Source organism: Variovorax sp. LjRoot290 (genome assembly GCF_964253985.1).
Taxonomy (GTDB): Bacteria; Pseudomonadota; Gammaproteobacteria; order Burkholderiales; family Burkholderiaceae_C; genus Variovorax.
The window spans coordinates 642,929-669,912 of sequence record NZ_CAXURW020000002.1; the positions used below are offsets into that span (position 1 = coordinate 642,929).

The window sequence follows — 26,984 nt, forward strand, 5'->3', positions numbered from 1 at the left end:
CTCATCGTGGCTGTGGCAAAACAGTCCTGTATCGAACCTGCTTCAGGGCAGAGTTCGATCGGATCTTCTCGATCCACGAGATGGGTGTGAGTTGGTTCAGAATAAATCTCTCCAACGCTGCTATATCCGCCACCGCAACGCGGATCAGATAGTCACCATCTCCGGGTCATCAGATAGCACTCCATGACCTCGTCATGCTCGGCGATTCGGCGCTCAAACTCGGCGAGTGACTCCTTGCTCAGTGTCGTCAGGCTGATGGAGACGAAGTCGTTCAACCCCGAGACCAAGCGACGGAGCGTTGCACAAGGCAGCATACAGATCGATCACGGCATCAGACTCCAGTGCTTTCACGCGTACCAGGCCGGGCGATGGAGATGACGACGCGCTGGAGTGCGCCTCCTGGAGAGCTCTACAGGAACCCGGCTTGATGATCGGGTGATGCCCATGAAGCTGATCATGATTCAGCGGGGTGAACCAGAAGCGCATCGTTGCGTCGATCATGCGAACGGAACAGCCCGAACGCCCCTGCCCTTGCGAAGGCGGGAGACGGCAAGGATATGCCGGCTCCGCTCAATTCCGCTGCTCATTCCAGACGCCGACCAGTGAGTGAGCGTCTAGGGAGACGCTGATTAATTGATCGATCCCGGCACGGCGTATGCATGCGTGAGAGGACCACGTTTGAGGGCATGACGGACATGAGCCAACGCAGTTTTGCCAGCGCCGAATACGCATTGAAGAAGAAGCGCACTCGTCGCGAGAAGTTCTTGGCCGACATGGAGCGCGTCGTGCCTTGGGCGCGCTTGGTCGGCGTGATCGAGCCGCTGTATCCCACGAGCGGTCGTGTCGGCCGCCAGCCGATCGGCGTCCCCAGGATGCTGCGCATGTACTGCTTGCAGCAGTGGTACGGCCTGGCCGACGAGGCGTTGGAAGACGCGCTGTACGACAGCCAGGCGCTGCGCGACTTCGTGGGCATCGATCTGTCGCGCGAGTCGGTGCCCGATGCCACCACGCTGCTGAAGTTCAGGCGACTGCTGCTGGACAACGACCTCACCAAGGCCCTGTTCGAGGAGATCAACGCCCATCTTGCCGAGCAAGGGCTTCTGATGCGCGCGGGCACCATCGTGGACGCGACCATCATCGCGGCGCCGAGTTCGACCAAGAACGCGGGCAACACACGCGACCCCGAAATGCACCAGACCAAGAAGGGAAACCAATGGCACTTCGGCATGAGATGTGGTCGACCACATTTCAGCCCTAATGTGGCGTTGGTCCATATGTGGCGCCAAGCGGCGTCGCCCTCGGGAGGCCGTTTGCTGAGCGCCACATAAATTTCCAATCACAACGGTCGCCGGAACTACATGATGTGCGGCCGGGTATGCCACGGCTTGCTTGACGGGTGGAACCGAATCGCTGGTGGCACCCGACGCAGCGAAGTGCGCGACAAAGCGGCCTCGCTCCTTGGCCGCCGGTCCAACGAGATGCCGGGCCACGACGGGCGGATACCGATACAGAGTCTCGAACATGATCGGATCTCCCTTGTGAACTGAGGGAATCCGAGACTACGTCGCCGTGAAACTTATGTGGCGCTCATCGACCAATCTCCAGACGGCGGACTCGCTGGGCGCCACGTATGGACCAACGCCACATTAGGGATGAAGGCCCATGTGGGTGTGGATGCCGGATCGGGTCTCGTGCATTCGGTGGTCGCCACGGCGGCCAACGTCAACGACGTGACGCAAGCCGGCGCGCTGCTGCACGGCGAGGAGTCCGTGGCCTTCGGAGATGCGGGTTACCGGGGTGTCGACAAACGCGCAGAGGCGCGGGGCCCGAAGTGGCATGTCGCGATGCAGCCGGGCAAGCGTCGGCAACTGGACCCGACGCGCAAGTGGGCGCGCCTGCTTGAGAAGGCCGAGCAGCTGAAGGCGAGCGTGCGGGCCAAGGTCGAGCACCCGTTCCACGTGATCAAGAATCTGTTTCGTCACAAGAAGACGCGCTACAAGGGCCTGGCCAAGAACGAAGCGCAGCTGTTCAGCCTGTTCGGGCTGGCCAACCTGGTCATCGCCAGGAGGTCGCTCCTGCAAGTCGCAGCCCGAGGTGCGTCTTGAACAACGAAAGTAGCCTCGAACGAGGCGCAAAACCTAAGCGGCGAAGGCCGCGCACCGCGAAGTCGACGGATTCCTCGGCTGCATTCCTTCGTCATGTCTTCAACTCTGGCTGCGACGCTCATAGTTCAGCGTCTCCCTAGGTGTTCACTCCCGCGTCCCTATGGTTACTTCAATGAGTCAAGTGCCTGTCGAAGGTCAGCGATGATGTCCTCCGCATCTTCCAGTCCGACGGACAACCGGATGAGGTCCATCGTCACACCTGCGCTGAGACGTGCGGCAGGCTCGACCTTTTGACGCGCAAGAATCAAGGTGCCTGGATGCGTGATCAAAGTTTCCGTGTCGCCCAAGCTGATTGCCCTGGATACGAGCTTCAACCGGTCGATCATCGCGATCGCACCGCCGACACCGGAGTGCAACTCAAAGGACATCATCCCTCCACCCGCACTCATCTGCGAGAGGCCGAGTTGACGATCGGGGCTGCCTTCGAGGTAGGCATACCTCACGAGCTTCACCGCCGGATGGGCGTCCAGCATGCGAGCAACCTTCAACGCGCTCTCACTGTGCTGCCGCATCCGCAACGTCAACGTCTTCAGCCCACGCATGACCAGGAAGCACAACATTGGCGAGAGCGTCGCGCCCGTCATGTACTTCAAGCCCGCCGACCTGATCCGCTTGATCGTCGCCAGATCTCCAAGCACGACTCCCGCGAGCAGATCGCCGTGTCCGTTGATGTACTTCGTCATGGAGTGCACGACGAGGTCGGCACCGTGCTCGATAGGCCGCTGCAGGGCGGGCGAGCCGAACGTCGAATCGACAAGCACCCGAACGCCGGGACGGCTGTGCGCCACTTTTGCAAGCTCGCGAATGTTCAACAGCTGAGCCGTCGGGTTCACGGGCGTTTCGAAGTACACGAGCCGCGTGCGATCGGACAACGCCTCTTTCAGGCTCTCGGGCTTGGTGAGGTCAACCTTCGTGACTTTCACACCGAAGCGCGGCAGCCCCTCGTCGACCAACGAAGCCGCCGTCGAATACATGGTGTGATGCACGATCAACTCATCTCCGGCGGAGAGGAGCGTGAGCAAGGTGGAGCAGATTGCGCCCATCCCTGACCCGGTGGCCAGAGCGGCCTCGGCCCCCTCAAGCTCTGCAAGCCTGGTCTCCAGGAGATGCTGTGTCGGATTGTGCTGCCGGCCGTAGACGTACCGCTCGCTTTCTCCGGAGAAGACCGCTGCTGCTTCTGCCGTGTTCTCGAAGGCGAAGGTTGAGGTCATGTAGATCGGTGGCGAAACGGCCCCGTAGGGATCCGATCTATCGTGACCATGATGCAGCGCGCGTGTCTGGAAACCCAGGCCCTGCGATTCCTCTTTCATGCTTGACTCTTTCATTGTGAAATGTGCCGGTGAGGCCTATCTGGCTCAGCAACCGCTGCGCCTAGTGGACTATCTGATTCAAGAACTGGCGAGCGCGATCTGTTTGCGGGTTTCCAAAGAAAAGCTCGGGGACGTTCTGTTCGACGATCTCCCCTCGGTCCATGAAGATCACCCGGTCCGCAACCTTGCGGGCGAAGCCCATCTCGTGCGTCACGCAGAGCATGGTCATCTTCGTCTCCTCGGCCAGGCTGACCATCACGTCGAGCACTTCCTTGACCATTTCGGGATCCAGTGCCGAAGTAGGCTCGTCGAACAACATCACCTTTGGCGACATGCACAGCGATCTGGCGATCGCAACGCGCTGCTGCTGCCCCCCAGACAACTGGCCCGGGTATTTGTGTGCCTGATCGGGGATGCGAACTCGCTCCAGGTACTTCATTGCGATCGCCTGCGCTTCGGCCAACGGCTTCTTCAGAACCCAGGTCGGGCCCAGCGTGAGGTTCTCCAAGACGGTCAGGTGAGGAAACAGGTTGAAGTGCTGGAAGACCATTCCGACTTCTTTCCTGATGGCCTCGATGCGCTTCAGGTCATGGATCAATTCGACGCCGTCGACCGTGATGACCCCCGACTGGTGCTCCTCGAGCCGGTTGATGCACCGAATCATCGTGGACTTGCCCGAGCCAGATGGGCCGCAGATCACGATCCGCTCTCCTTTGCGAACGCTCAGGTCTATGTCCTGCAGGACATGGAAGTCTCCATACCACTTGTTGACCTTCTGCAGACTGACGATCACTTCGTTCATTGATGTTCCCTTTGTGGGTTCGAGATGCCTCGGTGCCTGTCGCGCGTGCGTTGCGACGAAACGCTAACGCTTCTGATCCCGCTCAAGAGATCGGCTGTACTTGGATATCGAATAGCAGAAGACAAAATAGATCATGCCGATGAACAGGTACGCCTCTACGCCGAAGCCTGCCCACGCTGGATCAGAAAGAGCCGCCTTTGCTGCTTGCGTCAGGTCGAAGATTCCAATGATGACGACCAACGACGTGTCCTTGAACAGCGCGATGAAGGTGCTCACCAAAGGCGGAACTACAACCTTGAGGGCCTGCGGCAGGACGATCTTGCGCGTCTGCTGCCAATAGCTCAGTCCGATGGATTCGGCGCCCTCATACTGGCCCTTGGGAATCGACTGGAGTCCGCCACGGACAATTTCCGCAACGTAGGCCGCCGCAAAGAAGATGATCGCGAGCTGTGCCCTCAATAGCTTGTCGATGTTGAAGCCCTCTGGCAGGAACAGAGGCAGCATCACCGACGACATGAACAGCAGGCTGATCAAAGGCACGCCGCGTATCAGCTCAATATACGCAATGCACATAGCTTTGATCGCCGGCATTTGGGAACGACGTCCCAGGGCGAGCAAGATACCTATGGGAAAGGCGAACGCGATTCCGAACGTCGACAGGATCAACGTCAAGGGCAGGCCGCCCCAGCGCGTGTTTTCGACGAACTCCAGACCCAGGAATCCGCCCCACATCAAGGTCGCCACTGCCAGGATGGTGAGCACCCATAGCCCGGCAATCTGAAGTCCGCTCAGTCGGCGCGTGGCGGTCCAGACGATCGACGCCATCAGCATCCCCGTCGCGAGCAATGGTCTCCATTGCTCCGCGTGTGGGTAGGTACCGAAGAGGATCAGCCGGTACTTCTCGCGGATGAAGGCCCAGCAGGCTCCGCCCGCTTCTCTACAGGCCTGTGCGTCAGGGGCCCGGAAGCTCGCCTTGACCAGCAACCACTGCACCAATGGAGGCGCCAGCATCAGCACAAGCCAGATCGTCAGGACTGTCAAGACCGCGCTCGTCGGGGACTGGAAGAGGCTTTGGCGAAGCCTGGTCAAGGGCTTGACATGGACTTTGGGTGGAGCCTGCACGGTGGGCCGATTCGTGTGAGTCGTCGTACTCATGCTTATCTTTCCACCAAGGCGATGCGCTTGTTGTACCAGTTCATCAGCAGCGAGACCGTCAGGCTCACAGTCATGAACGCAGCCATGATGATCAAGATGCCCTCGATAGCCTGGCCGGTCTGGTTCAGGACGGTATTGACGACGGAAACCAGATCGGGATAGCCGATCGCGACGGCGAGCGAACTGTTCTTGACCAAGTTCAAGTACTGGCTTGTTGTAGGAGGAACGATCACGCGGAGCGCCTGAGGCAGAATGACAAGCCGAAGCACCCGTGCTCGCGTCAGTCCGAGCGTCTGTGCCGCCTCCCATTGACCATGGCTCACCGATTGAATGCCAGCGCGAACGATCTCTGCAATGAATCCGGCTGTGTAGGTGATCAGGCCAACCAGCAATGCGAACAGCTCGGGAGATAGCGCCCAGCCTCCTTCGAAGTTGAAGCCGCTCCGGTGAGGGATGCTGAAGTGAAATTCGCGCCCACCAACGAGCCAGCCAACTGCCGGCATGACCAGGAAGAGGATCAGGCCGAACGGCCATAGTCTTGACTGGACCCCGGTCCGGCACCGGTTGGAGCGCTGGTAGCGGCCAACGGCCACCGTGGCAATTGCAGCGAGCACCAATCCTGAAAGGATCCCCGCAACGGCCGGCCCGTCAACCGACGGCATCAGCATGCCGCGGTTCGACATGTAGATGCCCGGAAGCGGATGGAAGGCTGATCTCGGACCAGGTAGAAGTTCACCAACAACGGCGTACCAGATCAACAGTTGCAGCAGAAGCGGCACGTTGCGGATCAGTTCGACGTACGCACTTGCCAGCCGCACGATGAGCCAGTTGTTCGACAGCCTGGCAATCCCGACAATGACGCCGAGAATCGTGGCCAATACCAATGCGACGGCGGAGACCCGCAACGTGTTGACGAGGCCGACAAGGATCGCCCGAGCGTAGGTGTCCGAGGGTGAATACTCGATCAGCGACTCGCCGATCGCAAATCCCGCTTCTCTTTCCAAGAATGCAAAACCAGTCGCGATGTTGCGCGTTGCGAGGTTGTGCAACGTGTTGGAGATGAGGTAGTACGCCAAGAGGGCGGCCAGGCCCACAACGACGAACTGATAGGCAATTGCCCTAAACTCTGGATTGTTCCAGTTGAATCTAAGCGGAGCGCGTTGGGGTGAGCTCATGGGGAGGTTGAGTGCGGATCTGGCGCGATCGCGACGATGCGCGCGCCACTCGCGCGTCGCATCTGTCGCATGGGCGTGGAGCTATCGAATGGGCCACCCGTACATCAAACCGCCCTTCGTGTACAAGGCATTCAAGCCGCGCTCGAGCTTCATCGGACTCCCAGCCCCCAGGCTCCGATCGAACATTTCGCCATAGTTTCCGACTTGCTTGATGATGTTGTATGCCCACTTGTCATCAAGTCCGAGTCCTTTTCCCATCCCCGGGGTGGTGCCGAGGATCCGCTGGATGTTGGGCGGGGCGCTGCCCTTCGCAACCTCGTCGACATTCTTGGACGTCAGGTTGTATTCCTCCGCCTCCAGAAGCGCATTGAGAGACCAACGAACGACGTTGAACCACGCTTCGTCGCCTTGACGGACCATCGGTCCGAGTGGCTCCTTGGAAAGCGGTTCCGGCAAGATCACGTATTTGTCCGTGTTTCCAAAAGCGATACGCGCCAGCGCCAGTTGCGACTTGTCCATCGTGATGCCATCACAGCGGCCAGACGCGAACGCGCGCTTGATCTCGTCGACGGTGTCCAGCAGCACCGGCTTGAACGTTTGCTTGAGACCGCGGAACCAGTCGGTGAGGTTCAGTTCGGTAGTGGTTCCCGGCAGGACGCAGATGGTGGCGCCCGCAAGGTTCTTGGCACTGCTGACGTTGGCATCCTTGGTCACCATGATGCCCTGGCTGTCATAGAAGTTCACGCCAACGCCAATGAGGCCCAGGGTGGTATCGCGCGACATGGTTTGGGTCGTATTGCGCGTCAGCACGTCGACTTCACCGGACTGAAGTGCAGTGAAGCGTGCCTGGGTCGTCAGTGGGATCACCTTGAACTTGGTCGCGTTTCCGAACATCGCGGCTGCAATGGCGCGGCACGTGTCGACGTCGATGCCCTGCCACTCCCCCTTGCTGTCGGTGAACGCGAATCCCGGAAGATTCGTAGAGACGCCACATTGCACAAAACCACGCTTCTTCACCGTGTCGAATGTTTGGCCGGCATGGCCCAGGCCTGAGAGACAAAGGCCCATCAGGGCGGCGGTCGCGAGGTGGACAAGTTTCATGGCTATCTTCCTTGTGGACTGAGGTTTTTTCAGCGCAGGCGCTGGGCGTGGAGAAGTGGGCGGGCGAGCGAATGGAGGACGAACATGCCTGGCGCATGCTCATCGGAACCAACGCCGGAAGGCGGCGCGGTTGGGCAAGTGCTCTATTGGCGCAGTTGGTCGGCGAGCGGCGTCGCCGAGCCTGCTTCGGTCTGCCTGCACCAGTAGTCGAAGGTGCTGTTCACGATCGACGGCTTCAGGAGATAGTCGTGAGCCTCGCGCGCCAAAGCGTCGTCTACGGGCGTCAAGGGACCAAATGCGGCTTGCGCCCGCATCTGCATCCTCGCAGCGCGCTCGAGGTATACCGACAAGTAGGTGGCTTCCTGTGTGGTCTTTCCCGCTGTGAGGTAGCCGTGGTGCGCCAGGACGATCGCTCGCTTCGATCCCAGTGCCCTGGAGATGATGACCCCTTCGTCATCGGCAATGGGAACCCCTGGCCAGTCCGGCAGGAACGCGCAATCGTCATGGAGGGGGGTCATGTCCATCTGGGCGATGACCAATGGCTGCCTGGCTGCAGCGAGTGCGGACGCCCATGGCGAATGCGTGTGGATGATGGACTGAACGTCGGGACGCGCCTTATAGACCCACAGATGAAAACGCGTCGCCGGATTCGGCATGCCGATACCTGTCAGCGTGTTCAGGTCGCCATCGACTTCGATAAAGTCGTCCGGAGTGGCCTCGTCGAAGCCGAGCCCAAACCTGAGCGTCCAGTACGCGCCTTCGCGGCCGGATCGAGCACTGATCTGGCCTGCAAGCCCCGCCTCCTGCCCAGTCATGGCGAGAATCCGGCAAGCGCAGGCCAGCGTCTCCTTCATGGTCCGGCGAGGCGACGCCAGGTGCTTGGCCATATCCTTCGTGGCACGTTCGTCAAAGTAGTCCTTGGATCGCAAGTCCTCAGCCATGTGGTGTGCCTCCTGATCAGTCTTTCTGTCGCAGGATCGCCAGGAAAATATTACCTGGCGATGACACAAAGTATCCTGGGCGACCGCACAAGAAGCCATGCACTGCAGTGCATAGCAGCTATGAGCTGACTAGGCCCGTTTGAGGGCCTGGTCTATCAATGACTCGTCAACACCAAATTGCCGGCACACGGCAACGGAGTCTTGTCCGATCTTCGGCGAATGGCATCGATTCGGTCGTGGCGCATTGATGCCCGGCAAGCTTACGAGCGGCAGCTGACCAAGGGCGCCGGCATTCGTCCAGCGATATGCCCCAGTCGCGAGGACCTGTTCGTTGTTCAGCCACTCACCGTAAGACTGCACACGCTCGACGAGCACTCCCACGTCCTGAAGTGCCTTGAGAAGAGCCGCGGTTGTCCAGGGTTGCGTCAACCGCGCCAGTACTTGCATGAGCACGGCCTCGTTTAGGACTCGGTCCTCGCCGGACTTGAAGCGCGTGTCGTCCGTCAGCGCCGGACGCCCGAGCACCTGGCAGAGCAGGACATAGTGTTCTTCCTTCCGGCAGGAGACAGAAACACCTCCGTCGCAGGTTGGAAGGTATCCGACGGGCCCATAGAAGGACTTGGGTTCGCCTCCGCTGGCATGAAACTCCGCGATCTTCGCACCCTGAAACGCAGCGGCAGACTGCATGAGGCTGAGGTCCAGGTATCCCCCTTTGCCGGTCTGTTGCCGCGAAGCAAGCGCAGCTGTCAAAGAGGAGAACACATACAGACCCGTAACAACATCGGCAGCGACCATGCCTTGGCGCTGGGGCACGCCTTCGGCAGTGCGGTTCATCACCATCATCCCCGAGAAACCCTGGATCAAGGAATCCACTGTCCCGCGCTGACTGTATGGGCCCGTCTGTCCGAACCCAGAAACCGAAACATAGATCACGTCGGGCCGGATCGCCTTCACAGCTTCATGGGAGAAGCCGAGGCGCGATATCACCCCGGGCCTGAAGCTCTCGATGAAGATGTCGCATTGGCTCGCAATCTTCGTCAGGATCTCTCGGCCAGCCGCTGTTTTCAGATCCAGCGCAATCGACTTCTTTCCAAGGTTGTAGTGCCACGAATGCGCGCAGTGGTCCTCGCTTCGGGGGCCCAGCAGTCGCCCCCAGTCCCCTTCGGGAGGTTCCACCTTGACGACCTCCGCGCCATACTGTGCCAGCAACATTGTCGCGTGCGGTCCCGCGATTCCCTGGCTGAGATCACAGACGCGGATCCCCTCGAACGACTGACCCAGGTCCATCGCAGGTCCCTTTCATGGATATCGCCGAACCAGGTGGCTGCCGATCCGTTCATTCAAGATTTCGGTAGTTCCATCCGCATAGCTCGCCATCTTGACCTCTGCCAGCTGCCGGTGCAGTCCATGCTCGCGCGATAGCGCATTTGCCCCCATGCTTTGCATGCAGCGCTCGATGCCTGAGACCGCGCTCGACGTTGCGAATTTCTTTGCGTGCGCGGCCGGGAGCTCAGCGCTCTCGCCGGCGCATATCAGCCGCGCCGCGCGCAGCACGAGCGCATTGGTTGCCTCCAGTTCGTTCGCCACATCGGCCAGCTGCCAGCGCAATCCTTGATGCTCTAGGAGAGGTTTGCCGAACACGGTCCTGCGCTGCCCATAGCTGACTGCCACTTCAAGTGCACGCTCAAGACAAGCCGTCGCCATGGCGGCGACATGCACCCTTGCCCCGTTGATGGCTGCCATCGAACGCTTGAATCCCTCCCCTGGCTGCTCCAGAAGATGATCTTCCGGAACGAAGGCGTCATTGAACCTCAGCCCACCGACACCACTCGCCGTGCCCGCGTCCAGCGGATGAGCGCCCAACCTCTCTGCGCCTCGCTCCCGCAAGGGCACCAGGAACCGTCCAATGCCCTTTGTCCCGGTGCCGGTCTGCGCACCAACCACGGCGAGATCAGAGATCGTCGCGTTGGTGATCCAAGCCTTCTCGCCGTTGAGGATCCAGCCACCCGAGACCTTCTTCGCAGTAGTTTTCATCGCGGCCAGGTCGCTGCCGCCGCCGCGCTCAGTCAGGGCAATACAGGCGACCAGCTTCCCGGACAGAAGATCGCCCAGATAGCGTTCTCTCAACTGCACCGAAGCCTGAGTCGCCATCATTTGGACCATGCTGTGCGAATTGTTCAGGCTGAACGCCGCCGCAAAGGCTGAGCGTGACAAGACCTGCACGACCCGAATCTTCGCCAAGTAGGAGGCCCCTTGGCCACCAAGTTCGCGTGGGGTCTGCAGTCCCTGAAGGCCGAGCGCTGCCCAGCATTGAACGAGCTCTTTAGGAAGTGCGCTCCCAGTCCGATGGGCGTGCTCGGCGAATGGAATCAACTCGGAATCACAGAAGGCCTGCGCCTTTCGGACGAGATCTACTTCCTCTGGTGTCAGGAGGGCATCCCATTCGTCATAGATGCTCGACGCGAGGTTTGCCTCCGATATGGGTCTCATGATCCAAGGGCCTTGGATATGGTCCTCTCTAGCATGTCGAGTCGATCCTGACCCCAGAAGGCTTCGCCGCGAAAAAAGTAGAAAGGAGCTCCGAAGACGCCGCGCTCTATCGCTTCATTCGTGTACTTCATGTAGGTCAGTTCGGTACGAGGATCCTGAGCCGCTTTCAGAATCTTCGTCCCGTCGAACCCCATCTCGTCGCCAATCGACACCAGCGTGGCCGGGTCCTCGGCATTGCGCTCTTCGACCCAGATCGCCCGCATGATGGCTTGGCTCAGGTCCGCGACGTCATGCCCCAACTCTTCCGCCGCTATCACGAACCATGACGGTAGATGCCCCGTGACGCAAAAATACTTTGGTTCGAGGTTGATCGGCATGCCGAGAATCTCGCGAAATCGCTTCATCTCCAGAAGGCGATAGTTCTTCCGTTCCGCCGAGCGGTACGGAAGCTTTATGCCGCCCGTGCGTGCATAGACAGTCGTGAGATCCACCGGACGGTGGTTGACCTTCAGGCCATGACGCTCACCCATGGCCTTCAGGCGTGGGCCTCCGAAGTAGGCCCAGTCAGAATGAATCCAATAGAAGGCGTCGATCGAATCGGTCATCTACCATTCTCCTAGTCGATTGTTTGTTGCTTTCAATCGCGGGCCGACAAAGGCTTCTGCGGATCACCAGACCGGCTTACCACGACACCGTGCCATTGCTGCCGCCAGCGGCCGCTCGAGACGACCAGCCGATCGCATTTCCTTTACTCATCGGGCTTCAAGATGCCTTTCTGAACCAGATGTTCGGCGTCGCGGTAGTCTGCCCGCGCGCGATCCGTGAAGCCCTTCTGGTCGGTCGCCAACACAACGAACGTCGATGCTTCGAGTTGCTTCCTGACTGCGTCACTCATCATCACCTTGTGCACTGCGGTCTGAAGACGGCCGAATACCTCGCTGGACGAACCCTTCGGTGCCACGATGCCGACCCAAGCGGTCGACTCGAAACCGGGCACAGCGCTGTTCATGGTTGGAACACCGGGCAGCGCGGCCAGGGGCTTAGTCGCACCGACCGCCACCGCATTGATCTTCTTCGATTGAATCAGCGGCAGGGCCGCCGTGACCGACACCAGAGCCATGTCAATTTGCCCACCCACCAGCGCCTGCAGGGCGGGGGCCACTCCCGGGAACGGAACGTAAGTCACCTTGGTGCCCATTGCCTGGTGAAGCAGCTCAGGCTTCAGGACGCTGGCTGCGCCGGGCCCAGTAATGGCCTGGTTGAGTGCACCAGGCCTTTCTTTCAACGCCGTGATCAGCTTGGGCAGCGTATCCAGGCCAGATTGCGTGGACGTCGTCAGAACGAGGGGGGAGTAGCCCAGCAACGAGATGTAGTCGAACGATTTGAAGGCATCCCACTTGAAGTTCTTATAGAAGAGATTCGTCGTCGCATGCGTTTCGTAGACTAGCGACAACGTGTATCCGTCAGCCTTGGCACGAGACACCTCGTTGGCGGCTACGTTGCCACCGGCTCCCGCCTTGTTCTCGACGACGATCGGCTGGCCAAGCTCCTGGCCCAATGGAACGCTGATGACGCGCCCCACGAAATCGACCGGGCCACCCGGTGGATAGGGTACGACGAGCCGGATGGGTGCGCTCGGAAAGTCACTTGCCTGCGCGGCCCCCAAAGCGAAGAGCATGAAAAGACCGGCGGCAGCACTCGATTTTATTGACATCCACTTCTCCTAGAGGCTTGCGTTACAAGATGACATGCGGGCGTCGAAACCGTCGCTGCTGACTCCGGCCGAAACGGGGCATTCTGGGCGGGTCGCTCAATCCCACTTGAGGGAGCGTTCAACCGACATGTCTGGATCACTGCATACCTCGATCAGTACCGGTCCCTTGATGCCCATGGCTTGCTCGACGATGGCTGCGGCATCCCTGGCGTGCTCAATCCTGAATCCACGAGCTCCAAATGCCTCGGCAAGCTTCGCGAAGCCGGGATTTGCCAGATCAGTGCCGCTGATGCGATTGGGGAAGTGCCGCTGTTGGTGGGTACGGATCGTTCCGTACGACCCATTGTTGGACACCACCACGCGCAGGTTCAGCTTCCTATCGACTGCGGTAATGAGTTCGTTGCCATTCATGAGGAATCCTCCATCGCCGACAAAGGCGAGAACTTCTCGACCCGGATAGCGCAAGCCAGCCGCTACCCCAGCGGGGACGCCCGTCCCCATGGCTCCGCAAGCCGAGCCGAGCAGCCGATTTGCCGGCGTCATCTTGAAGATGCGGTGAACCCAGGATGCAAAGTTTCCAGAATCGGTCGTCAAGACCGCGTCGCTCTGGGCCAGCCGTGCAAGCGCCATGATCGTGTGGCCCATGACGTCATTCGCCACCACGTTCTCCGGCTGCCACCCGTGTGCACGCTCAGCAGTCTCGCGCACCCGCTTTAGCCATTGGCCGGACACCGATGCCGAGCCACCATGGCGCAGTGCAGCACGCACGAATCCATGCGCCGTTGAGACCATTGGCAATTCTGTCGGAAAGTGACGCCCGATCATGGACGGATCGGGATACACATGAACGAGCTTCTGCGGATTGGCACCTTGTCGCGGGAAGGCGAATCCCAGAGACGACACATCACCCATGCGGCTGCCGATCGCGACAAGCAGGTCAGCTTCGCTGAAGAGGGCCGTATGGGCGGGCGAGGTGAAGAAGCTCAGCTGACCAATCCAGTGAGGATCTGTGTTCGAGAACTGGTCCTGGTTCTTGTTGGTGAGGGCGATGGGAATACCCCACCGGCTGACGAGCTCCTGGAGGTCGCTGCGGAATTCCTGGGTCCGGCATTCCCCGCCCACGATCAGGATCGGGCGGCTGGCCTTGGAAAGCAGCTCGTGCACGCGCGCCGCGTCCTCCAGCCTCGCCTCCGACAGCGCCAAGCCATGGACCCGCGCGGGCTGCCGGTCGACCAGCTCGTTCAAGATGTCCTCGGGCAACTCCACCGCGACCGGACCAGGGGTTCCCGACGCAGCTGCAGAAAAGGCTCGAGCCATTACTTCGCCGGCGCCGGCCGCCCTGTCGATACGTCCCGACCATTTCAGCAAACCAGAGAACGCTTTTGAGGAGTCGATTTCTTGAACGGCACCCCTGCCCAGGTTTGGCGTTTCGACCTGGCCGATCAAAAGGATCAGTGGAGCCGCTTCTTCGGCCGCGACGTGTACTCCGATCGCGGCATTGAACGCCCCGGGCCCCCTGCTTGCCATGACGATGCCGGCGCGGCCGCTCAGCTTGGCGTCTGCGATCGCCGCCAAGGCAGCAGACCCTTCGTGGCGGCATGTCACCAAATCGAAGTCGTGCCGCGCGTGAAGCGCGTCAAGGAGCGCCAGAAAACTTTCACCGGGAACGCTGAACGCACGGTCCACACCATGCGCGACCATGCTGTCAACGATTGCCTCGGCAACTCGATACGTCATGACTGTCCTTTTACGGCGCGTTCACGTTGACAACCAGACGGCCTCGGATCTCGCCCTGCATGAGTCTTGCGGCGGCGTCAATCGCCTGTGCCAGTGGGATCTCGCCCGCAATGTCTTCCAGGATCGGGCCATGCAGGTCCCGGGCCAGCCGTTCCCAGGCTGCGACGCGATCTGCCTTTGGACGCATCACGCTATCGACACCGATGAGGCTTACGCCACGAAGGATGAAGGGCGCGACCGAGCCAGGCAGATCGAGCCCCTGAGCCATGCCGCACGCAGCGACCACGCCGTTGTATCGAAGCTGCGCGCATACGTTGGCCAGCGTGTGGCTGCCAACCGAATCCACGGCGGCGATCCAGCGCTCCTTCTGCAGCGGCTTGCCCGGTTCGCTCAACTCGCTGCGATCGATCAGGTCACTTGCACCAAGGCGCCGCAGATAGTCAGACTCATTGAGCCGCCCCGTGGACGCGGTGACTTTGTATCCAAGGTTCGCCAGGAGGGCGACCGCAACGCTTCCTACGCCACCATTCGCACCTGTCACGAGCACCGGCCCATCCGCCGCCTTCAGCCCATGCCACTCCAGGGCCATCACGCACAGCATCGCGGTATACCCCGCAGTACCGATCGCCATGGCGTCTCTGGCGCTGAAACGCTTCGGGAGAGGAATCAACCAATCGCCCTTCACGCGCGCCCGCTGTGCGAGTCCGCCCCAGTGCGTTTCGCCAACTCCCCAGCCGTTGAGTACCACCGGGTCGCCAGGCTTGAATTCGGGATGGTCGCTCTGCTCTACCACCCCGGCGAAGTCGATGCCCGGCACCATGGGAAAGCTCCGGACAACTGGGCCCTTTCCGGTGATAGCCAGCCCGTCTTTGTAGTTCAGCGTGCTGTATTCGATCCGGACTGTGACGTCTCCCGCAGGCAGGCGGCTCTCATCAATCTCACCCAGCGAGGCGCGGTAGCCTTCCGCGTCCTTTTCCACAACGATGCCTTTGAACATGTTTTCGTTCCAACAAGAGATTAGTGATCCGCTGCGCTGCGGGGCGAGGCCTGGGCGCGCACACCCAGGCTGGACAGAAATGCCTCGATGAAGGTCACCAGGGGACGGTCCGTCTGAACAAGCCTGGCTCGAAGCACGGCCCCTTCCCAAGCGATCCAGAAGAATTCGGCGAGCTGCTCGACGTTCAATGTTGCGGGGATAGTTCCTGCGGCTTGAGCCTCCTTGAGGCAGCGCGCCACCCGCTCCTGCCAACCGACAAGAATTGCGTCAAGCCGTTCGCGAAACCCTGAAGGAAGCGCACCCAACTCCTGGCTCAGATTGCCGACCAGACATCCCCGTGTGAAGCGGTGCTTGCGCATGCCTCTGGATGCATCGGCGATGAAGTCGGCAAGCCGATCAAGCGGTGCGCGTTCCTGGTTCAACAACCATCGATCGAGCTTTCGCTTGAAGTAGTCGTCGTAGGCGTCCATCACTGCCGCTCCGAACGCATCCTTGTTCTCGAAGTAGTGATAGAACGAGCCCTTGGGCACAGTCGCCCGCTTCAGCACGGCATCCAAGCCGGTCGAACTGAAACCCTGCTCGGTGAGCAGTTCCATCCCGCACCGAATCAGCACATCGCGCGTCGCCGCATACGCCGGTGACGGTCGCCGTCCGCGCGCCACGGCCATCCTGGGTTTTTCATTCATTCGTCAATTCTAGACCGATCGACTAGGAAGTACCTACAGTTTTTTCCGGGCAGACGCGCATCCTCAAGAACTGCACCAACATGCGCCCATACACGCCCTGACACTGTGCAAGTGGCGGTTTCATCGCAGAGAAATGGGCGTGAGATCCACGATCTCGCCGGTTTCATCGTGGGCCCGACTCTTGCTCGCAAACCCTAGGACGAGTCCTAATTGACACAATGTGTCCTTGACCGCAATACTTTCATCACCTCCTCACCTTTTGCAGAAGGAAGCCCAATGAAGCTCAACTCAATCAGAAAATGGCTTGTCGCCGCCGGCGTCGCCTGCCTGGCTATCGCGCCGGCGCTGGCGGACGAGCCGTATCCGTCGAAGCCGATCAAGCTCGTTGCGGCTTTCCCGCCCGGTGGGCCCACGGACATCATTGCCCGCGTCATCGCACAAGCACTGGGCAAGGAACTCAATGGCACGATCATCATTGACAACCGCGCCGGCGCCGGCGGTGTCATCGGCGCCGACGCTGTAGCCAAGTCGAAGCCGGACGGCTATACCCTGCTCGTTGCGGTCGAATCCTCGCAGACGCGCGGTCAAGCCCTGAATCCGACCCTGTCCTATGACCAGCTCAAGGACTTCGCCTATATCAGGAACGTCGCCAAGCAGCGCAATCTGGTCGTTGTGAATCCCGACGCCTCGGTCAACAGCATCAAGGAACTGATTGCCTTCGCCAAGGCGAACCCCGGCAAACTGAACTTCGGAGGCACTTTCGGCGCTACGTCGCATATCGGCGGCACGCTCTTCGACGCGCGCAACGGCACGCAGCTGACCTTCGTGAACTACAAGGGCGGGGCGCAGCCCATCACGGACCTCATGGCCGGCGTGGTGCAGGTGGGCTTCTTCACCGAGGCGACAGTCGCCCAGCACATCCGCGCCGGAAAAATCAAGGCCCTTGCGGTCGCCGCGCCGGAGCGCTCGCCCGCATTCCCGGATCTTCCGACTATCCAGGAAGCCGGCAGCAAGCCGATCGACCTTTCCCCTTGGTTCGGCATTGCGGCTCCTGCGGGCACTCCGGGCCCAGTCATCCAGAAGCTGGCGGCGGCGCTCGACAAGGTTGTGAGGAATCCAGAGTTTCTTGGGCAGCTGGAGACGCTCGGTGCCGTTCCGGTGAAGGAGTCGACACCCGATCTCTACACCAGGCAGGTGGCCAAGGAGATCGTGTTCTGGAACGATTGGGCGAAAACGCTGACGACTCCCTTGGCCCGCTGAGCGACTGCCGAGTATTCGAAACCGATGAACTTCTACGACCTCTACGACGAGAGACTGTCCGCGGCGGAGCGAGCGCTCGTCCAGGCTGCCAGCGACTTCTGCCGCGGCGAATTCAGTGCCCACCTCCTGGAGTCGCACACGCAGGGTCGCGCCTACGACGCTTCATGGATCGACAGGTGGGCAAAGGAAGGCTTCCTGGGGCTTCAAACGCCAAGGGAATTCGGTGGCCACGATGCCTCGTTCATCTGCAAGATCCGCGTGGCGCAGACGATGGCGGAACATGGCTTTGCCGCCGCCTTTGCCATCAACAATCTGCAGGGCTCCGTGACCCGCGTGGCGCGCTTCGGTTCCGAGAAGCAACGTGCCGAGCTCCTCGACGGCATGCTGAGCGGGCGAACGCTGTGCGCCCCCGCCATGTCGGAGCCCGATGGCGGCAGCGACCTGGCCGCACTGAAGACGAAGGCGCGGCGCGTGGACGGCGGATGGCTGATCAGCGGCACGAAGTCGTGGATCACCAACGGTTCGATCATCCAGTGCGCAAACCTGCTCGCAAGAGTTGACCCTCTCGGCGCGGAAGCCGGCGACATCGCGTCTTTTCTGGTGCCGCTGACCGATGGACCGACGCTTCGCAGGGAAGAGCTTGTCATGCCGGGCGCCCTGTCCTTCCGGCTGGCATCCCTGGTTTTTCAGGATCATTTCGTTCCCGACTGGTGCCTCTTCGACCCGCCGGGGCAGGCGTTCAAGTCGTCGATGGCATCGGTCAATGCCGCACGCGTCCATGTCGCGGCGATGTGCGTCGCCTCTGCCAGGGCGGCCTTGGCAGAGACGGTCGGCTACGCGGAATCAAGGCAAGCCTTTGGCAAGCCGCTGCTCAAGCACCAGGGATTCGGATGGGAGCTCGCGGAGGTCTCCTTGCGCCTGGAAGCGGCCAATGCACTCGTCCTGCGCGCAGCGATTGCCGTGCAAACAGGAAAGGCGGCACTGACGCTGGCCGCTCAAGCAAAAAAGTTCGCCGTCGACGTGGCCGTCTGGGCACTCGACCAGTGCCAGCGCGCAATGGGGGCCACCGGCGCCAGCGCCGATCACCGCCTTGCCATGCTGTCGAGCGAAACGCGGCTGGCGGCATTTGGCGATGGCACCAGCCAGATGCTGCTCGACCGCATCGCCAAGGGCCTGGCCAAAGACTATGGGCCTTCGCCCGCGCAAAAGGAATCTGATCGATGAGAAATGTGGTCGTCAAGGATGCGAACGCCGCAGTCAGCGGTTTGCGCGACGGAGATACGGTGATGGTCGGAGGCTTCGGCGGCGCAGGCGTTCCGCGCGGAATGATCGAGGCGGTGCTGGACCTGGGCGTGCGCGAACTGACCGTCATCTCCAACAATGCAGGCTCCGGCGGCCAGGATCTTTCGCTGTGGTTCGGTGCACGCATCGTCCGGAAGATCGTCTGCTCCTACCCGCGAAGTGCGGACGTGTTCGCCGATCAATACCGGGCCGGCGAGGTCGAACTCGAGCTGGTTCCGCAGGGCACGCTGGTCGAGCGCATCCGCGCCGGGGGCGCAGGCCTCGGCGGATTCCTCACCCCCACGGGTGTGGGCACCGTGTTCGAAAAGGGCAAGCAGAAAGTCGTGGTCGATGGCCGCGAGTTCCTTCTGGAGAAGCCCTTGCGCGCTCAGTTCTCGCTGCTCAAGGGCCGGCAGGCCGATGTGCTCGGCAACCTCAACTACAGCAAGACGGCACGGAATCACTCGGTCGTGATGGCCACCGCCGGCGAGGTGGTTGCAGTGGAAGTCGACGAACTCCTGGAACCCGGCGAGCTCGACCCGGAGGGCATCATCACGCCCTGCATCTTTGTCGACCGCGTATTTCTCTCGAGGCACGCATGAACTCGCTATCCAGACTGGAACTCGCACGCCTGGTCGCCAACCAGCTTCCGAAACAAGGATTCGTCAACCTCGGCATCGGAGCGCCGACGAGCGTGGCGGACTATCTTCCCTCCGATACCTCGGTCATGCTTCACAGCGAAAACGGCATTCTCAACGTCGGGCCCAAGCCAGCCGAGGGAGAGGAAGACCCGGACCTCATCAATGCCGGGAAGATGCCCGTCACGCTCGCCCGTGGCGGATCTTTCTTCGACTCGAGCTTGTCGTTTTCAATGATGCGCGGAGGGCATCTCGACATCGCCATCCTGGGTGCTTTCCAGGTGTCCCAGCACGGCGACCTGGCCAACTGGAGCACCGGCGATCTGAACGGTGCGCCTCCGGCTATCGGCGGAGCCATCGATCTCGCCGTGGGAGCAAAGCAGATATGGGTGATGATGGAGCACACCACGCGCGACGCCCAGCCGCGCCTGATCGAGCGTTGCACCTTACCGCTCACGGCGGTGGGGGTCGTGGCCAAGGTGTTCACGAACCTGGCGATCATCGACATTACCGGCAATGGATTCGTCGTGCAGGCGCTTTTCGAGGGCGCATCGCTTGAATCCGTGCAGCAACTCACCGGGGCGCCGCTGAAGCCGGCGCCGACGCTGCGGCGATTCTCTTCGGACGGGGTTCTGACGCCGCCCCGCTGAGGCGGGAGCCAGCGTGCCGGGCGCGAACCGCGCCTCTTTCGGACCTATGCGGTGGCGGCAATCACGACGAGGGCCGAAGCCGGTTCATCGGTGAGCGCCGTCAGCTTGTGCGGAATCGTGGAGTCGAACTGCACACAGTCGCCGGGCTCCAGGCGCTCCTTGCGTGCCCCGATTTGCATCTCGATGTGGCCGGTCAGCACAAAGAGGATTTCTTCGCCCTCATGGTGGCTCATGATCCGGCCGCGCTTCTGCGTTTTTCCCGGCCGCACGATGAATGCCCGCATCACGCGATCGTTGCGCAGCCCTGCGACCAGCGAGAGATGCGTCGTAGGATCTCCCGCGATAGATCCATTGCCCCGGACGATGGAAACGACGTCTTCCTCCGACTGTTGCCCGAAGAGCCGGTCCACCGTCACACCCAGGGCCTTGGCAATATTGAGCGCCGACTCGATCGAGGGCGTGGATACGCCGCGCTCGATCTTTGACAAATAGCTGCGCGTCAGCCCTGAATCTCGAGCGAGATTCTCTAGCGTCAGCCCGCTTTGGACGCGCAGGTACTTCAGGTGTAGTGCCAAGGCTTTGAACGGGTTCAGGTCAGGCTGCTCTGCTGCCCGGAACCCACTGGAAATTGCTGCGGGGCCCGATTCTGGCACGAGTATCTCGACCGTCGTCTCGACCGGGCGCGGCGCGGCATGCCTGCTGCGTTCCAGAGCCACGGCCTACAGATCGAGCACCAGGCGCGGCCCTGCGCACCCCGCAACGCATACGATCACTTCATGTGCGCGCTCCTGAGGACTCAGCACACGATCGTGATGGATCGGCGGCCCTTCGATCCAGCGCGTGCGGCAAGCGCCGCAGATGCCACCAGCGCACGACACCGAGAGATCGGTATCCGCCGCTTCCAAGGTGGCCAGAAGGCCGACCTCGGGCCGGACCACCAATTCGCGTCCGCTCCTGGCCAGCACCACGCTGTAGGGTCGTGCCTTCAGGGCAGGAACCAACTTCGGTGCGGTGAATCGCTCCACATGCTTGCGGCTTTCGGGCCATTCAGCGACGGCAGACTCGAATGCATCGAGCATCCCCGCGGGTCCGCAGCAAAATGCCTTCGCGTCCTGGCCAAAGGCCTCCAGGAGGGATGGGATGTTTGGCGGACCGACCTCGAGCGTGTTGTAGAGATGGACACGTCCGCCCTTGACCGCTGGCCCCAGCATGTCGATCAGGCTCGGATGGCCCATGCTGGCCCAGTGCAGCTCGTAGTTCGTCTTCCCCTCGCGCTCCAGCGCCAGAATCGCAGAGACGAACGGCGTCACGCCTATTCCGCCAGCAACAAAGATGTTCATCCCGGTGGGCGAGAGCTCCAGCCCGCTTCGAGGCACCGAAACACCGATCACTTCGCCGGCACGGACCTCGTCGTGTATGTGACGGGACCCGCCGCGCCCCTCCTCTTCGCGCTTGACTGCAACAACGTATCTCCTGCAGTCGGCGGGATCGTTGCACAACGAATAGGTGCGTACGAGCCCATTGGCCAAATGGAGGTCGATGTGCGCTCCGGGCCTGAACGCAGGCAAGCGCCAACCGTCCTGATCTGTCAATACCAGCCGCTTGACGCCCGGCAGGGGCTCATCGATTTCCCGAACGACAGCTTGGAGATGCTTGATCGCCTTCGGCATGTCACACCTCTCGGACGGCGTCGCCCACGCGGATGACGCCGCCTTTCAGAATCCGGCAGTTGAGCCCTGACCTGTTGATCAATGGATCGAACACGGCCTTGCCGAGGATCTCCTCGATGTGGCGGCACGGCGTGGACAGCCGGGTTGCCTTGAGAAGCGTTTCCCCCACCCAGAACTGGCGGCCGACGAGATGATTGAGCGGCACACCTTGTACGGTCACGTTTCTTCGATGCTCCTCAGGCAGCATCTGGATTTTTGCATCGCGTGCCAGGGCTTCGAGCGTCTCGATCTCGAACAGCGTGATCTGTCGTCCCTCCTCTGGCTTGTGGGAGTAGAAGCCGGACTCCCGGCCGATCATGTACCGGTCCCCCTCGATGCCCTTGCCGGCCACGAGCATCAGCTCGTCGAACGCCTCCATGGGAAGGAAGGCTCGGGGCGTGACGTGCAGATTTCGAACGACCCCCGTCCAGGCAGGAACGACTTGCCGTTCTTCGAGCTGCGGTGGGTGGTCTGCGGCAGTAGGCATGTAGACGCTCCTTGCTCCTTGATAGCTGTGATCCAGCCGGTCTGATGAACGAACGTCATTATAGGACACTTTGTGTCCTATGAAACTCACCAAAGCGTCTCAGGGTCGATACGACCGAATCCGGCATCGGTACACGAAAACTGGTCTCGCTGTGTCCGGGGTCAAGCGCGCCGCTGCCAAGAACGTCCTTGTCGACCTGATCGAGCATGACGCGCGCCGTCTCAGCCATCGTCACGGCCCGCGGTGCTGCGCCCTCGTGGAGGTGTACTGCAGCAGCTGCAGGAGGCTTTCGGTCAGATGCGAGAGACCTGCGCGATCGGCGTGCCCGTACACCACGAAGTCAGGCCGCATCAGAACAACATCGGCATCCAGCGACTTCAGAAAGGGAGCATATACGCCGTCGACATCCAGCACATGATTGCCCTGGCTCGCGCCCGACGGCGGCGCCAGCTCGACGAGCCGGACGCCGACTGCCCGAAGCGCGGCCCTGAGGGCGACCGGCATTTTCGTCTGTGACCTCGGCGCTTGCGACTAGGGCGAAATTGAACCCCATCAGCGTCCTTTGTCCTTGAAGAGGCCGACAAAGAGATTTCGGATCCAGTAGTGCGCCGGATCCAATTCGAAGCGGCGGCTCCAGTGGATCGACACCGTGAAGGTGCTGCGGGGAAGCTCCGCCGGAAGCACCGCGTAACGCTTCGGCTCGATGAACCTGCGCGCGATCGCCTGCGGCATCACCACGGCGAAATCCGTGCGCGCAATGATGGCCGGCAGCGCAAGGAAGTGCGCCGAGTTCAAGACCAGCCTGCCATCAAGGCCGAGCTGCTGCAGGATGCGGAAGGTCTCCGAGTGCGAGCGGACGGCCACGTATTCCAGGCGCCGCAAGTCCTGGATCGTCATGCGCACATCCGACGCGTTCGAGGCCTTCGCCATCGGATGTCCGGCCCGCACCACCACCGCATAGCGGTCGCGCAGCAACTCGACGCGCTCCGTTCCGCTGACCGAAGGCAGAAAGCCGAGCGCGAAATGAATGGCCCCGGTCTCGAGGGCATCGGCGATCTCCCCGTGCGGCAGCGGGGTCGTATGCACCCGCATGCCCGGTGCCTGGCGGTGCAAGGCCGCCATCAGTTCCGGCAGCAACCGGGCCTCGCCGATGTCGTTCATGTGCAGCCGAACGGTCATGCGCGAGCGCGACGGATCGAACGTGTCTTCGTCTCGCAGCACATCCTCGATGGCGGCCACGGCCGGCTGCACGACGCTTGCCAGCCGCTCCGCCCGCAGCGTCGGCCGCATGCGCCCGTTGGCGCGCACGAACAGCGCATCGCCCAGGGCGAGCCGCAGTCGCGTCAACCCTTGGCTGGCTGCCGGCTGGGACAGTCCCAGCGCATCGGCAGCGCGGCTGACGCTACCCAGGCGGTACACCGCTTCGAACAGGCGAAGCAGGTTCATGTCCAGTTTTTCACTATGCATACTGCTTATTTTCTTCTAGACATTTCATTGTATTGATGGATATGGCGGCAGCCGCAAAACTGCGGGATTCACCAAGGAGCATTCATGGATCAACGCGTCAAGCCGCTCGCGCAAGTAAACCTCGCGGCGGGCAGTCCCCTGACCGTGCGGGATGCCGTTTTCAGGCTGCTGCGCGCGTTTGGCATGACCAGCGTGTTCGGCAACCCCGGTTCGACGGAACTGCCGTTGTTCATCGATTTCCCGGAAGATTTCCACTACGTGCTCGGGCTGCAGGAGTCCGTGGTCGTGGGCATGGCGGATGGGTACGCGCAGGCCACGCACAACGCGGCGTTCGTCAATCTGCACTCCGCCGCCGGCGTCGGCCATGCGATGGGCAACATCTTCACGGCCTTTCGCAACCGCACGCCGCTGGTGATCACGGCCGGTCAGCAAGCGCGGTCGATCCTGCCTTTCGAGCCCTTCCTCGGCTCCACGCAGGCGCCCGAGTTGCCGAGGCCCTACGTGAAGTGGAGCGTCGAGCCGGCGCGAGCCGAAGACGTCCCGCTGGCGATTGCGCGCGCCTACTACATCGCGATGACGCCGCCGCGCGGCCCCGTGCTGGTGTCGATCCCGTCGGACGACTGGGACGTCCAGACCCTGCCGGTCGATGCGCGAGAAGTCAGCCGCCACCTGCGCCCGGATCCGGACCTGCTCGCGCGCATCGCTGAGGCGATCGATGGCGCCCGCTCCCCAGCCTTCGTGGTCGGTGCTGCGGTTGATCGCGATGAGGCCTGGAACGAGGCGGTCCAATTGGCCGAGCGGCACAACGCGCGTGTGTATGTCGCGCCCATGTCGGGCCGATGCAGTTTCCCGGAAGATCATCCGCTGTGGGGAGGCTTCCTGCCGCCGATGCGCGAGCGCATCGTCGAGCGCCTCGCCGGCCACGACCTGGTATTCGCGCTCGGCGCGCCAGCGTTCACCTACCATGTCCCAGGCCACGGGCCGCACCTGCCTGAAGGAACCGAGTTGGTGCAGCTGACAGACGATCACCAGGTCGCAGCCTGGGCGCCGACCGGAACCTCCGTGGTCGGCAGCATCCGCCTGGGATTGCTCGATCTGCTCGAGTGCAGCACGCCGCTCGATCGTCCGGCACCACCCGCCCATGTGCGGCCGCCGCGCGTCGCAGAGCCCGAGCCCGGCGAACGCCTGCCGGTTGCGTGGGTTCTGCAGACGCTGGCCGACGTGCGCGCGCGCGACAGCATCCTGGTCGAGGAAGCACCCAGCGCGCGCCCGGTCATGCACGGCCATCTGCCGATCTTCGAGTCGGGAACCTTCTACACCATGTGCAGCGGTGGCCTGGGCTTTGGTCTTCCGGCCGCGGTCGGGGTGGCGCTGGGCAAGCCGGGCGCACGGGTCATTGCGCTGGTGGGCGATGGCTCGGCGATGTACGCCATCCAGGCGCTGTGGAGTGCAGCGCAATTGGCCTTGCCGGTGACGATCGTGATCCTGAAGAACCGCCGCTACGCGGCGCTGTATGAGTTCGCCCGCATCTTCGGCTACCGGCCCGACGAGCATGTTCCGGGCACCGACCTGCCCGATCTCGATTTTGTTGCGCTGGCTGGCGCGCAAGGCATGAAAGGGCTGCGCGTCGAAACGGCTGAGCAGCTGCGTCCGGCATTGCGCCAGGCCTTGGACTCGACTGCACCGATGCTGGTCGAGGTCGAAGTGGCCTGACGGTTTTTCGCTTTTCCCCAACTACTAAGGAGACCAGACCATGGGCACGATATCGATGTTGATCAACGGCGAGTCCCGGCAGGCCGAGAACAATGCCACATTCGAACGCCGCAACCCGCTCGACGGTACGGTGGCCACCATCGCACCCGCCGCCACGACAGCTGACGCTGTGGCCGCGGTCGAGGCAGCCGCTGCCGCATTTCCGGCCTGGTCCCGCACCGGCCCGGGCGAACGCAGGGCGCTGCTGTTGAAGGCGGCACACGCCATCGAAGCCAAGGCGCAGGCCCTGACGGATGCAATGGCGGCGGAGACCGGCGCCGCCGCTCCGTGGGCGGGCTTCAACGTGCATCTGGCGGCCGGCATGCTGCAGGAAGCTGCCGGCATGACGACCCAGATCGGCGGCGAGGTCATCCCCTCCGACGTGCCTGGCAGCCTGGCGCTGGGCCTTCGCCGCCCGGCCGGTGTGGTACTTGGCATCGCCCCATGGAATGCACCGGTGATCCTCGGCGTGCGTGCGATCGCCACACCACTGGCGTGCGGCAACACGGTGGTCTTCAAGGGCTCGGAGCTCAGCCCGGCCACGCACGGCCTGATCGTCGAGGCGTTCAAGGATGCGGGCTTACCGCCCGGGGTCGTCAACTTCGTGACCAATGCACCGGCGGATGCAGCCGATGTGGTCGAAGCGATCGTGGCGCACCCGGCACTGCGCCGGGTGAACTTCACGGGCTCCACCCGCGTCGGCAGGCTGATCGCGCTGACTTGCGCCAAATACCTGAAGCCGGCTGTGCTGGAGCTGGGCGGCAAGGCCCCGCTCGTCGTGCTGGACGATGCCGACCTCGATGCCGCAGTCAACGGTGCGACCTTCGGCGCCTTCGCCAACAGCGGCCAGATCTGCATGAGCACCGAGCGCATCGTCGTGGACCGCCGCATCGCGGACGCCTTCGTCGACAGGCTCGCCGCCAAGGCCACGCAGCTGCCGCTGGGCGATCCGCGCAAGGGGCCGGTGGTGCTGGGTTCGGTGGTCGATGCGAGCACCGTCGAGCGCTGCAACGCGCTGATCGACGATGCGCTCGCCAAGGGGGCGAAACTCGTGTGTGGCGGCAAGGCCGAGAACACGCTGATGCCGGCGACGCTGCTCGACCATGTGACGCCGCAGATGCGCATCTACCATGAAGAGAGCTTTGGGCCCGTGAAGCCGGTGGTGCGTGTCGACGGCGTCGATGAGGCGGTGCGCGTGGCCAACGACAACCCCTACGGCCTGTCTGCTGCCGTGTTCGGGCGCGACATCGCCCGTGCCTGGGAGGTGGCCAATCGCATCGACTCGGGCATCTGCCACGTGAACGGCCCGACCGTGCACGACGAGGCGCAAATGCCCTTCGGGGGGGTCAAGGACTCGGGCTACGGCCGGTTCGGCGGCAAGGCCGGCATCGACGCCTTCACCGAGCTGCGGTGGCTCACGGTGCAGACCACCGACCGCCACTATCCGTTCTGATGAAGCGCAGGAGA

General features: G+C 62.1%; 24 protein-coding genes and 3 pseudogenes. 8 read left to right on the forward strand and 19 right to left on the reverse strand.

The features are described 5' to 3' along the window. Position 1 precedes the first annotated feature (1 nt). Positions 2–375: pseudogene (locus ACSQ9A_RS32010) on the reverse strand (Lrp/AsnC family transcriptional regulator); the annotation flags it as partial. Positions 376–695: 320 nt separating this feature from the next. On the opposite strand from ACSQ9A_RS32010, the pseudogene ACSQ9A_RS32015 reads away from it, so the two are divergent. After that, positions 696–1,232, forward strand: a pseudogene (locus ACSQ9A_RS32015) (IS5 family transposase); the annotation flags it as partial. 417 nt (positions 1,233–1,649) lie between these two features. Further along, positions 1,650–2,105, forward strand: a pseudogene (locus tag ACSQ9A_RS32020) (transposase); the annotation flags it as partial. 164 nt (positions 2,106–2,269) lie between these two features. On the opposite strand, the gene ACSQ9A_RS32025 reads toward ACSQ9A_RS32020, so the two are convergent. From ACSQ9A_RS32025 to acuR, 13 genes are all read right to left on the reverse strand, one after another. Next, positions 2,270–3,475 carry a trans-sulfuration enzyme family protein gene (locus tag ACSQ9A_RS32025; protein WP_436306874.1) on the reverse strand — a complete coding sequence of 402 codons (1,206 nt, stop codon included), beginning with the start codon at positions 3,473–3,475 and terminating at the stop codon, positions 2,270–2,272. Between the two features lie 61 nt (positions 3,476–3,536). Further along, positions 3,537–4,277: an amino acid ABC transporter ATP-binding protein gene (locus tag ACSQ9A_RS32030; RefSeq protein WP_436297705.1), complete on the reverse strand. Its 741-nt coding sequence runs from the start codon at positions 4,275–4,277 to the stop codon at positions 3,537–3,539. Positions 4,278–4,340: 63 nt separating this feature from the next. Further along, positions 4,341–5,432, reverse strand: a complete 1,092-nt coding sequence (locus ACSQ9A_RS32035) for an amino acid ABC transporter permease (RefSeq protein WP_436306875.1) — start codon at positions 5,430–5,432, stop codon at positions 4,341–4,343. 2 nt (positions 5,433–5,434) lie between these two features. Then, complete coding sequence (locus ACSQ9A_RS32040; protein WP_436297703.1) at positions 5,435–6,607, reverse strand: amino acid ABC transporter permease; 1,173 nt, start codon at positions 6,605–6,607, stop codon at positions 5,435–5,437. 81 nt (positions 6,608–6,688) lie between these two features. Next, complete coding sequence (locus ACSQ9A_RS32045) at positions 6,689–7,708, reverse strand: amino acid ABC transporter substrate-binding protein (protein WP_436297702.1); 1,020 nt, start codon at positions 7,706–7,708, stop codon at positions 6,689–6,691. Between the two features lie 143 nt (positions 7,709–7,851). After that, positions 7,852–8,649 (reverse strand): aldolase, encoded by a 798-nt coding sequence (locus tag ACSQ9A_RS32050; protein ID WP_436297701.1) that lies wholly within the window; start codon positions 8,647–8,649, stop codon positions 7,852–7,854. A 129-nt stretch (positions 8,650–8,778) separates the two neighbouring features. Further along, positions 8,779–9,936, reverse strand: coding sequence for a CaiB/BaiF CoA transferase family protein (locus ACSQ9A_RS32055; protein ID WP_436297700.1), 1,158 nt, complete (start codon positions 9,934–9,936; stop codon positions 8,779–8,781). A 12-nt stretch (positions 9,937–9,948) separates the two neighbouring features. Next, positions 9,949–11,139 carry an acyl-CoA dehydrogenase family protein gene (locus ACSQ9A_RS32060; protein ID WP_436306876.1) on the reverse strand — a complete coding sequence of 397 codons (1,191 nt, stop codon included), beginning with the start codon at positions 11,137–11,139 and terminating at the stop codon, positions 9,949–9,951. Next, a complete protein-coding gene (locus tag ACSQ9A_RS32065; protein WP_436297698.1) occupies positions 11,136–11,744 on the reverse strand; it encodes a 2-hydroxychromene-2-carboxylate isomerase in 609 nt (202 codons plus the stop codon). Before ACSQ9A_RS32065 ends, ACSQ9A_RS32060 begins: the two co-directional genes overlap by 4 nt. Positions 11,745–11,887: 143 nt before the next feature. Beyond that, positions 11,888–12,853 carry a Bug family tripartite tricarboxylate transporter substrate binding protein gene (locus ACSQ9A_RS32070; RefSeq protein ID WP_436297697.1) on the reverse strand — a complete coding sequence of 322 codons (966 nt, stop codon included), beginning with the start codon at positions 12,851–12,853 and terminating at the stop codon, positions 11,888–11,890. Positions 12,854–12,949: 96 nt separating this feature from the next. Then, positions 12,950–14,590 (reverse strand): thiamine pyrophosphate-dependent enzyme, encoded by a 1,641-nt coding sequence (locus tag ACSQ9A_RS32075; RefSeq protein ID WP_436297696.1) that lies wholly within the window; start codon positions 14,588–14,590, stop codon positions 12,950–12,952. 10 nt (positions 14,591–14,600) lie between these two features. Continuing rightward, on the reverse strand, positions 14,601–15,587 hold the full coding sequence (acuI, locus tag ACSQ9A_RS32080; protein ID WP_436306877.1) for an acrylyl-CoA reductase (NADPH): 987 nt from the start codon (positions 15,585–15,587) through the stop codon (positions 14,601–14,603). 20 nt (positions 15,588–15,607) lie between these two features. Further along, complete coding sequence (acuR, locus tag ACSQ9A_RS32085) at positions 15,608–16,273, reverse strand: acrylate utilization transcriptional regulator AcuR (protein WP_436297694.1); 666 nt, start codon at positions 16,271–16,273, stop codon at positions 15,608–15,610. 276 nt (positions 16,274–16,549) lie between these two features. On the opposite strand from acuR, the gene ACSQ9A_RS32090 reads away from it, so the two are divergent. The 4 genes from ACSQ9A_RS32090 to ACSQ9A_RS32105 are packed head-to-tail and all read left to right on the forward strand — an operon-like array spanning position 16,550 to position 20,102. Beyond that, positions 16,550–17,533, forward strand: a complete 984-nt coding sequence (locus ACSQ9A_RS32090; protein ID WP_436306878.1) for a Bug family tripartite tricarboxylate transporter substrate binding protein — start codon at positions 16,550–16,552, stop codon at positions 17,531–17,533. 24 nt (positions 17,534–17,557) lie between these two features. Continuing rightward, a complete protein-coding gene (locus tag ACSQ9A_RS32095) occupies positions 17,558–18,757 on the forward strand; it encodes an acyl-CoA dehydrogenase family protein (protein ID WP_436306879.1) in 1,200 nt (399 codons plus the stop codon). Further along, positions 18,754–19,416 carry a CoA transferase subunit A gene (locus ACSQ9A_RS32100; RefSeq protein WP_436306880.1) on the forward strand — a complete coding sequence of 221 codons (663 nt, stop codon included), beginning with the start codon at positions 18,754–18,756 and terminating at the stop codon, positions 19,414–19,416. The genes ACSQ9A_RS32095 and ACSQ9A_RS32100 overlap by 4 nt, the downstream gene beginning before the upstream one ends. Next, complete coding sequence (locus ACSQ9A_RS32105; RefSeq protein ID WP_436306881.1) at positions 19,413–20,102, forward strand: 3-oxoacid CoA-transferase subunit B; 690 nt, start codon at positions 19,413–19,415, stop codon at positions 20,100–20,102. Before ACSQ9A_RS32100 ends, ACSQ9A_RS32105 begins: the two co-directional genes overlap by 4 nt. 44 nt (positions 20,103–20,146) lie before the next feature. Here the strand turns inward: ACSQ9A_RS32105 and ACSQ9A_RS32110 are convergent, their stop codons facing one another. From ACSQ9A_RS32110 to ACSQ9A_RS32130, 5 genes are all read right to left on the reverse strand, one after another. Then, complete coding sequence (locus ACSQ9A_RS32110; protein WP_436297689.1) at positions 20,147–20,818, reverse strand: helix-turn-helix domain-containing protein; 672 nt, start codon at positions 20,816–20,818, stop codon at positions 20,147–20,149. A 3-nt stretch (positions 20,819–20,821) separates the two neighbouring features. After that, on the reverse strand, positions 20,822–21,772 hold the full coding sequence (locus tag ACSQ9A_RS32115; protein WP_436306882.1) for a PDR/VanB family oxidoreductase: 951 nt from the start codon (positions 21,770–21,772) through the stop codon (positions 20,822–20,824). A 1-nt stretch (position 21,773) separates the two neighbouring features. After that, positions 21,774–22,298 carry an MOSC domain-containing protein gene (locus ACSQ9A_RS32120; protein WP_436306883.1) on the reverse strand — a complete coding sequence of 175 codons (525 nt, stop codon included), beginning with the start codon at positions 22,296–22,298 and terminating at the stop codon, positions 21,774–21,776. Positions 22,299–22,529: 231 nt separating this feature from the next. Then, positions 22,530–22,802: a hypothetical protein gene (locus ACSQ9A_RS32125; RefSeq protein WP_436306884.1), complete on the reverse strand. Its 273-nt coding sequence runs from the start codon at positions 22,800–22,802 to the stop codon at positions 22,530–22,532. A 48-nt stretch (positions 22,803–22,850) separates the two neighbouring features. Beyond that, entirely contained in the window at positions 22,851–23,765 is a 915-nt protein-coding gene (locus tag ACSQ9A_RS32130) for a LysR family transcriptional regulator (RefSeq protein ID WP_436306885.1), read from the reverse strand. A gap of 84 nt (positions 23,766–23,849) precedes the next feature. Between ACSQ9A_RS32130 and mdlC the strand changes: the two genes are divergently transcribed. After that, the gene (gene mdlC, locus ACSQ9A_RS32135) at positions 23,850–25,478 is read left to right on the forward strand and encodes a benzoylformate decarboxylase (RefSeq protein WP_436306886.1); all 1,629 of its coding nucleotides are present in this window, start codon (positions 23,850–23,852) and stop codon (positions 25,476–25,478) included. A gap of 40 nt (positions 25,479–25,518) precedes the next feature. Further along, complete coding sequence (locus tag ACSQ9A_RS32140; RefSeq protein ID WP_436306887.1) at positions 25,519–26,970, forward strand: aldehyde dehydrogenase; 1,452 nt, start codon at positions 25,519–25,521, stop codon at positions 26,968–26,970. Positions 26,971–26,984 lie beyond the last annotated feature (14 nt).